Source organism: Pseudomonas sp. PS01299 (assembly GCF_029960145.1).
In the GTDB taxonomy this organism is placed as follows: domain Bacteria; phylum Pseudomonadota; class Gammaproteobacteria; order Pseudomonadales; family Pseudomonadaceae; genus Aquipseudomonas; species Aquipseudomonas putida_A.
Genome location: NZ_JASCPO010000281.1, coordinates 1 through 6,643, shown reverse-complemented (window position 1 = coordinate 6,643; position 6,643 = coordinate 1). Strand labels below are relative to the sequence as shown.

Annotated in this window: 8 protein-coding genes; 3 read left to right on the top strand and 5 right to left on the bottom strand. The window is 60.8% G+C overall.

Annotation, left to right across the window (positions count from 1 at the left end; translation table 11 throughout):
* Positions 1 to 90: 90 nt before the first annotated feature.
* Positions 91 to 867 (bottom strand): helix-turn-helix transcriptional regulator, encoded by a 777-nt coding sequence (locus QMX91_RS27725; RefSeq protein WP_103369744.1) that lies wholly within the window; start codon positions 865 to 867, stop codon positions 91 to 93.
* A gap of 136 nt (positions 868 to 1,003) precedes the next feature.
* Between QMX91_RS27725 and QMX91_RS27720 the strand changes: the two genes are divergently transcribed.
* The gene (locus tag QMX91_RS27720; RefSeq protein WP_027613849.1) at positions 1,004 to 1,231 is read left to right on the top strand and encodes a DUF6555 family protein; all 228 of its coding nucleotides are present in this window, start codon (positions 1,004 to 1,006) and stop codon (positions 1,229 to 1,231) included.
* A gap of 40 nt (positions 1,232 to 1,271) precedes the next feature.
* Positions 1,272 to 1,544 carry a hypothetical protein gene (locus QMX91_RS27715; protein ID WP_098968039.1) on the top strand — a complete coding sequence of 91 codons (273 nt, stop codon included), beginning with the start codon at positions 1,272 to 1,274 and terminating at the stop codon, positions 1,542 to 1,544.
* Positions 1,545 to 1,566: 22 nt separating this feature from the next.
* On the opposite strand, the gene QMX91_RS27710 is transcribed toward QMX91_RS27715, so the two are convergent.
* From QMX91_RS27710 to QMX91_RS27700, 3 genes are all read right to left on the bottom strand, one after another.
* On the bottom strand, positions 1,567 to 1,734 hold the full coding sequence (locus QMX91_RS27710; protein ID WP_081730276.1) for a metallothionein: 168 nt from the start codon (positions 1,732 to 1,734) through the stop codon (positions 1,567 to 1,569).
* An 853-nt stretch (positions 1,735 to 2,587) separates the two neighbouring features.
* On the bottom strand, positions 2,588 to 3,043 hold the full coding sequence (locus QMX91_RS27705; protein ID WP_098968038.1) for a DMT family transporter: 456 nt from the start codon (positions 3,041 to 3,043) through the stop codon (positions 2,588 to 2,590).
* Between the two features lie 4 nt (positions 3,044 to 3,047).
* Positions 3,048 to 3,533, bottom strand: a complete 486-nt coding sequence (locus QMX91_RS27700; RefSeq protein ID WP_103369836.1) for a DMT family transporter — start codon at positions 3,531 to 3,533, stop codon at positions 3,048 to 3,050.
* 113 nt (positions 3,534 to 3,646) lie between these two features.
* On the opposite strand from QMX91_RS27700, the gene QMX91_RS27695 reads away from it, so the two are divergent.
* A complete protein-coding gene (locus QMX91_RS27695; protein WP_139055733.1) occupies positions 3,647 to 4,582 on the top strand; it encodes a LysR family transcriptional regulator in 936 nt (311 codons plus the stop codon).
* Between the two features lie 217 nt (positions 4,583 to 4,799).
* Here QMX91_RS27695 and QMX91_RS27690 read toward each other — a convergent pair whose 3' ends face one another.
* Complete coding sequence (locus QMX91_RS27690; protein ID WP_135295356.1) at positions 4,800 to 6,482, bottom strand: methyl-accepting chemotaxis protein; 1,683 nt, start codon at positions 6,480 to 6,482, stop codon at positions 4,800 to 4,802.
* Positions 6,483 to 6,643: the final 161 nt, after the last annotated feature.

Genomic DNA, 6,643 nt, shown 5'->3' with positions numbered 1-6,643 from the left:
GGGCTTGCTCGCGAAGGCGGCGGGTCAGTCACTTTATGCTTCACAGACAAACCGCTTTCGCGAGCAAGCCCGCTCCCACAGGGATTGCGTTCAGGTGGCCGTAAATTGCGAAGGCGCCACGCCCAGCTCGCGCCGGAACATGTCACTGAAACTGCTCGGCGAATACCCCAGCTCCCGAGCAATCGCACTCACTGGCACGCCCTGAATCAACTCGGCCACCGCCGTCGCCAGTTGCACCTGCCGCCGCCATTCGGCGAAGCCCATGCCGAGGCTGTCCTTGAACAACCGCGCCAGCGTGCGCACACTCGCCCCGGCGTTTTCCGCGTGCTGTTCGAACGGGATCTCCAGCGACGGTGACGCCATCACCGCCTGGCACAGATTCATCAGGCGCCGGTCGGAATCGTCCGGCAGCGGGATCTTTAATTGCGAGCGCCTGGCACGCTTGAGCTCCAGCAACGCCAGCCCGACCAACGCGTCGTAATAGGCCGGCTCACCGCTATCGCCCTGCTCCACCAGCCCGACGATCAACTCGCGCAACAGCCCTCCGACTTCAATCACCTGCACTGTCGGATCCAGCGTTGCCGCCAGCACCGGGCGCAGGTAGATATTGCGCATCTGCAAGTCCGAGACCACGCGAATTCCATGCGGCACCCCGGGTGGCAACCACACCGCGCGCTGCGGCGGCACCACCAGTGCCTCATGCGGGGTTTCAACCCACATCACCCCGCTCATTGCATACAGCAACTGCCCCCAGACATGCTCGTGCGGCTCGATGAACAAACCACGCGGATAGGTACGCGCCAGCGGTTGCACCGGCACATCGGTATCCGTGAGATCGGGGGGTGCGGCGAGGGCCATGGCGAGCATTCATTGGGGTTGGCGGAAGGCGCATGGTAACCAGTCGGTCACAGCGTCGACAACGATAGATACCGTCGGACAATCCGAGTGAATTTTCCCGACGCGCCGCGATCCTTCTAATACCACAGGGAGGATTACGGGCTTTATGAACAACGCAAAACTGTTTGTCATCGATTACACCCTTCACGGCACGCCTAAGTCGTTCATTATCCGCTCGGACAGAATGGACAACGCCGAGGCGTGGCACTGGGCAAGCTGCGACGCCGGTGTGGGTCGCATCCCGCGTTTCGGCCGGGAAAAAGTGCAAAAGACCAGCAAACCGATGGCGGAGAAATTCGGCGTGGAAAACGTCACATGGCGACCGGCGAGCTAGACTCTCGTCAGGCGATGGGGACTCTTGGGGGGCGTACACAATGACCAGCATCTTCAGCCCGGCGCATCTGGATTACGGACTGGACACACTGTTCGGACGTATCACCAAAAGCGTGGACTGTCGGGTGGGTCTTGAGGCTGTCGAAGACGACCCGTATAGCTTCGCCCTGCGTGTGCCGGCGCCGTTACCGGAAGACCTCGACCAGGCGAAAACCGTGGTGGTCAGGGTTGACGGGCGACGACTGCAAGGCACGGTGCGCCGTACCGAACGGCTGGATGATGAAAGCCTGAAACTGCAAGTGGAGCCTGATTAGGCTCCACTTTTTTTGCGCGCGGTTATTTGGGGTGGGCGCAATGGCAGCCTTTGCTTGAACACTCTTCACCGCCCTTGTGGTGGTGAGCGCAGGCTTCACAGCAATAGTGTTTGCCGTGCACGGCGTAGGCGTGGTCGCCTTCCTTGATCGTGCATTTGCAGTTGGGGCAGTCGCATTTTCTATCGGGCATGGGGGCAGACTCCTTTTTGGGTGGTTGTCTGGGCTTGGGGATAAGCCGTAAATACCAGTGTAGGAGCTGACGAAGGCTGCGATCTTTTGATTTTGCTTGGGTGCGATATGGATACTTGGTTTTTGGGTGTATATCCGTTTTTTCGGGTGCTGCCGCTGGCGGTTTCGCTCTTACAGCGAGTCACCTTTTCCAAACGCCGAAAAGGTAACCCAAAAGGCTTTGCCCCGGCGTACGGCACTTCGCTTAGGCTCAGTGTTCCCTCGCTACGGTGTCCATCCGGGGGCATCGCCTCCGGTTTGCTTCGCTGCACCTCCTCTCGATGGATGCGGCTTCGCCGCATGGCGCTGCGCGCCTAACCCCCCGGATGAACACCTACGCTCGGCCTGCCGAAGGGGCAAAAGATCAAAAGCAAAAGCCACATCAAAAGCCAGATCAAGAGCCCCTCACCCTAGCCCTCTCCCGGAGGGAGAGGGAACTGATCGCGGTGTTTGGGAGAGGTGCGCCGACGTGAAATACCGAGTCGAACACCAATTTTGAAAAGCCCAAAAATTGGCCCCCTCTCCCTCTGGGAGAGGGCTGGGGTGAGGGGCAAGAGCACCACAAAACCAAAGCCGAATCCCGTGCTCTTCACCACTCAAATGGCCGAGTGTCAGCTCGCCGAAAGCTCTTGATCTTGATCCACGGGCGACGTCGGAAGCCCGGAGCGAAGGGACCCCGAGCCCCAGCGAGCGGGCCGAACGTAGGAGCAAGCGTTTTTTTGCTTACTTTTTTTAGGCGTTTGTAAAAAAAGTGAGTCGCCGTAAGGGCGAAACCCTAAGTGGCCGTTACCGCAGCAACGGATATACACCCAATCTCAATCAGAACGACGAACACTGCTCCGATACATAAAAACCAAAGCCAACCCCAGACACACCATCGCCAACACCCGCGAAGACGAAAGCTCGATCGCCGGATTTCCCAACCAGCCAAAATTGTCGATCAACATCCCCATCCCAAGTTGGCCAACAATCACCGCAACAGTCGCCACCGCAGTCCCCACAACAGGCACCGCGCCAACCATGACCATCATGTAAACCACGCCAAACAGCGCCCCGCAGACCTGCCACTTCGGCACATCAAGCAAACTCACCGCATGCGCCGGCTCAAAAAACACGATCAACAACCCGGTGACCACAGCCCCGACGAAAAACGTCAGCAAACTGCTGCGCAACACCCCGACGGTCTCACCCAGGCGCCCATTGATCGCCGCCTGAACACTCAACACCGCGCCAGCCAACACCACCACTGCCAACAAAATAACCAGACTCATATTCTCAACCCCGCGCAATCAGAACCAATGCCACCACAATCAACACCAATGCCAGCCAGCGCTCGGCATTGACCTTCTTGCGCGTCGCGCCGAACCAGCCGAAATGGTCGATCAGCACACTCTTGCCGACCTGCCCGGACAAAATCGCGATCATCGTCATCGCGATCCCGATATGCGGCGTCGCCAGGGTCAGCACCACCACGTACATCGGCCCGAGAAAGCCGCCGATCAATTGCCAGCGCGGCAGATCGGTCAGCGCCGGGCCTTTCTGCGGGCCGGCGAACAACAGCAGCAAAAACAGAATCGCCGAACCCACGCCGAAGATGCTCAAGGTCGCCCACAGATGCCCGACCTGCTCCCCCAGCGGCCCCAGTAACCCGGCCTCCACCGACAGGCCCATGCCGGCCAGAATCACCAGCGGCAGCAACAACAGGCGCAACCACGACCGGGTCGCCGGCGCCGGCACACTCACTTCATCCAATGTCTGCATCATCCAAAACCCACGCAAGTAAACGATGGCGCGGATTATCGGCTGGCGTAGCTGTGCGATAAATGGGAGCATCCGGACAACACTTTTGCGCAACGCGCACAGCAGGACGATCCATGCACGGGCTGAACGAACTAGGATTCAAGGCGCTGAGGCTGTTTGTGGCGGTGCTCGACCACGGCAGTTTTTCCGAAGTCGCCCGGCGCGAGGGCGTGGCGCCCTCTTCGATTTCACGGCAGATCCAGTTGATGGAGCAGGCGCTGAACCAGCAATTGCTGTACCGCCACACCCGCGCCGTGACGCCGACCGAGGCCGGGCGCATGCTCGGCCACCATGCGCGGCTGGTGCTGGTGCAACTGGAAGAGGCCGAGCAGGCGTTGCAGGAACAGCAAAGCGAACCCACCGGGCTGGTGCGGATCAACGCGCCGGTGGTGTTCGGCCAACGGCATCTGACGCCGTGGCTCGGTCAGTTGTGCGCGCGCTATCCAAAGCTGCAACTGGACATCCAGCAGACTGACCATTACGTCGACCCGTTGCAGGAAGGCGCCGACCTGCTGTTTCGCATCGGCCCGATGCACGACTCGAGCATGCAGGCGCGGATTCTCGCGCCGCACCGCTTTCAGGTCGCGGCCAGCCCGACTTATCTGAAGCGCCACGGCACACCGCAACATCCCGACGAACTCGCGCAACACCAGTGCCTGGCCTACAAAGGTGCGACCGGTCAGCAACGCTGGTTTTTCCGTCAGGATCAGGACGACTGGACGCCTTACTCGGTCAAAGGCCCGATCACTGGCAACCACGCCGACACCCTCACCCAGGCCGCCGAACAAGGCTTGGGGCTGGTGATGTTTCCGTCCTGGTTGATTGGTGAAGCGGTGCGCGAAGGCACGCTGGTGCCGGTGTTGCGCGAGTATCAGGTGTCGAACAGCCTGGAGCCGCAGCAGATCGCAGTGCTGTGGCCGGGGAGTCGAAGGTTGTCGGTGAAGGTGCGGACGGTGATTGATTTCTTTGTTGAGTGCTTCGGCGAAGTGCCGTACTGGGACAGACCTTGAAGCTGAAAATCAAAAGCCCCTCACCCTAGCCCTCTCCCAGAGGGAGAGGGGACTGATCGGGGGATAGTCAAGAGATACGCTGACATGAGCGATCGGCTTTGAATCCATAATCGACTGGTTTTTTCAGGTCGATGTATGACGCGAGACGCTGCGGTCAGTCCCCTCTCCCTCCGGGAGAGGGCTAGGGTGAGGGCCCGCTTGAGGATTCACACAATTATCAGATGCGGAACTGGCCCACCAGTTTGCCCAACCGCTGCCCCAGCTCCGCCAGACTGCGCGAAGTCTGCGCGCCCAACTGGGTCTCATCCGCCACGCTGTCCACCGCCACCGCGATCTGATGCACGCTGCGGTTGATCTCTTCGGCCACTGCCGTTTGTTCCTCAGCAGCACTGGCGATCTGCGCGTTCATCGAGTTGATCGTCGCGATCAGGTCAGCCATGGCATCCAGCGACGCCCCGGCCTGATTGGCCTGCGCCGAAGTGCCATCGCCCGCTTCACTGGAACGGCGCATCGCCTCGACCGCCGACTGCGTGCCGGCCTGCAGGCGATCGATCATGCCCTGAATTTCCTGAGTGCTGATCTGCGTGCGGCTGGCCAGTGCCCGCACTTCGTCCGCCACCACCGCAAAACCGCGCCCGGCCTCCCCGGCGCGTGCCGCTTCAATCGCCGCGTTCAGCGCTAAGAGGTTGGTCTGCTCGGCAATCGAACGGATCACCCCAAGCACGCCGACAATCGACGACACGTCCTGCTGCAGGCTGTCGAGCGACACGCCGCTGCTGCGAATGTCATCCACCAGCGCATGAATCTGCTTGATGCTGCCGGCCACCACGCGTTTGGCGCTCTGGCCTTCTTCATCAGTCTGTTGCGCGGCGACCGCGGCGTTCTGCGCGCTCTTGGCGACTTCCTGGGCGGCGGCGGACATCTCGTTGATCGCCGTGGCGACCTGATCGGTTTCGTGGCGCTGACGCTCCATCGCCTGATCGGAACGCTGGGCCTGATCCGACACCTGGGTCACCAGGCCGGTGAGTTGCGTGGTCATCTCGGTGATCTGCCGCACCAGGCCGTGAATCTTGTCGACGAAGCGGTTGAACGAGCCGGCCAGTTCGCCGAGTTCGTCCTGGCTGGTGATGTTCAACCGGCGCGTGAGATCGCCCTCGCCCGCCGCGATGTCGTCGAGGTTGGCTTTCATCAGGTTCAACGGCCGCAGAATGGTGTTGGCCAACAGCATCCCCGCGATGGCAATCACCAGCAACACCACCACCGCCACGCCGACGATACTGAGGATCACGCCTTGCATGCGCTCCTGCACTTGCGCCTCGACCACCGCCACTTGCGCTTCAATGCCGTCGAGGTTGACCGAGGTACCGACCGCCATATCCCACTTCGCCAGGTACTCGGTGTAGCCGAGTTTCGGCACCAGCACGCTGGCATTGCCCGGCAGCGGTGAGTTGTATTGCAGATAGTGGGTGCCGTCCTTCGCCACTTTCACCAGGCCGAGGTTGACGTAGACGCCATTCGGATCGCGGTTGTCCTTGAAGCTTTTGCCCACGCCTTCGGGGTCGTTGGCCTTGAACAGGCGCACGGTCTCGGAGTCGTAGCCGAAGAAGTAGCCGTCCTTGCCGTAGCGGATGCCCGACAGCAGCTTGATCGCCTGCGCCCGCGCCGCGTTGTCACCGGGGGCGGCTGCGTCGTACAGCGGTTTGATCGTGGTCATGGCCACGGCGACGTAACTTTGCAGGGTGGCCTTGGCATCGGCGAGCAAGCGCTCGCGGGTCTGTTCGACCTCGGTGTGCGCCTGCTGCTGGAGGATGAATAGCGTGGTCAGGCTGATGACCAGCGCAAAGAGCAGCACCGGCAGGACGGCAAGGGACAGGACTTTGGCCTTGAGACTCAAGCGCATGGGGGGGCTCACTCTTTTGGTTTTATTGGCGTGGTTAAAGGCGTTAACGGCACGCGAAAGCAAAAGTTGAGCGGGGGTTCACCGCATTCCTCTGTGGGAGCGGGCTTGCTCGCGAAGGCGTCGTGTCAGTCAACATTTATGTTTCTGATACACCGCTTTCG

Bases quoted from the DNA above. Each gene is read 5' to 3' on its own strand.
- QMX91_RS27725 (WP_103369744.1), bottom strand. From the start codon at position 867: ATGCTCGCCATGGCCCTCGCCGCACCCCCCGATCTCACGGATACCGAT.
- QMX91_RS27720 (WP_027613849.1), top strand. From the start codon at position 1,004: ATGAACAACGCAAAACTGTTTGTCATCGATTACACCCTTCACGGCACG.
- QMX91_RS27700 (WP_103369836.1), bottom strand. From the start codon at position 3,533: ATGCAGACATTGGATGAAGTGAGTGTGCCGGCGCCGGCGACCCGGTCG.
- QMX91_RS27715 (WP_098968039.1), top strand. From the start codon at position 1,272: ATGACCAGCATCTTCAGCCCGGCGCATCTGGATTACGGACTGGACACA.
- QMX91_RS27710 (WP_081730276.1), bottom strand. From the start codon at position 1,734: ATGCCCGATAGAAAATGCGACTGCCCCAACTGCAAATGCACGATCAAG.
- QMX91_RS27695 (WP_139055733.1), top strand. From the start codon at position 3,647: ATGCACGGGCTGAACGAACTAGGATTCAAGGCGCTGAGGCTGTTTGTG.
- QMX91_RS27690 (WP_135295356.1), bottom strand. From the start codon at position 6,482: ATGCGCTTGAGTCTCAAGGCCAAAGTCCTGTCCCTTGCCGTCCTGCCG.
- QMX91_RS27705 (WP_098968038.1), bottom strand. From the start codon at position 3,043: ATGAGTCTGGTTATTTTGTTGGCAGTGGTGGTGTTGGCTGGCGCGGTG.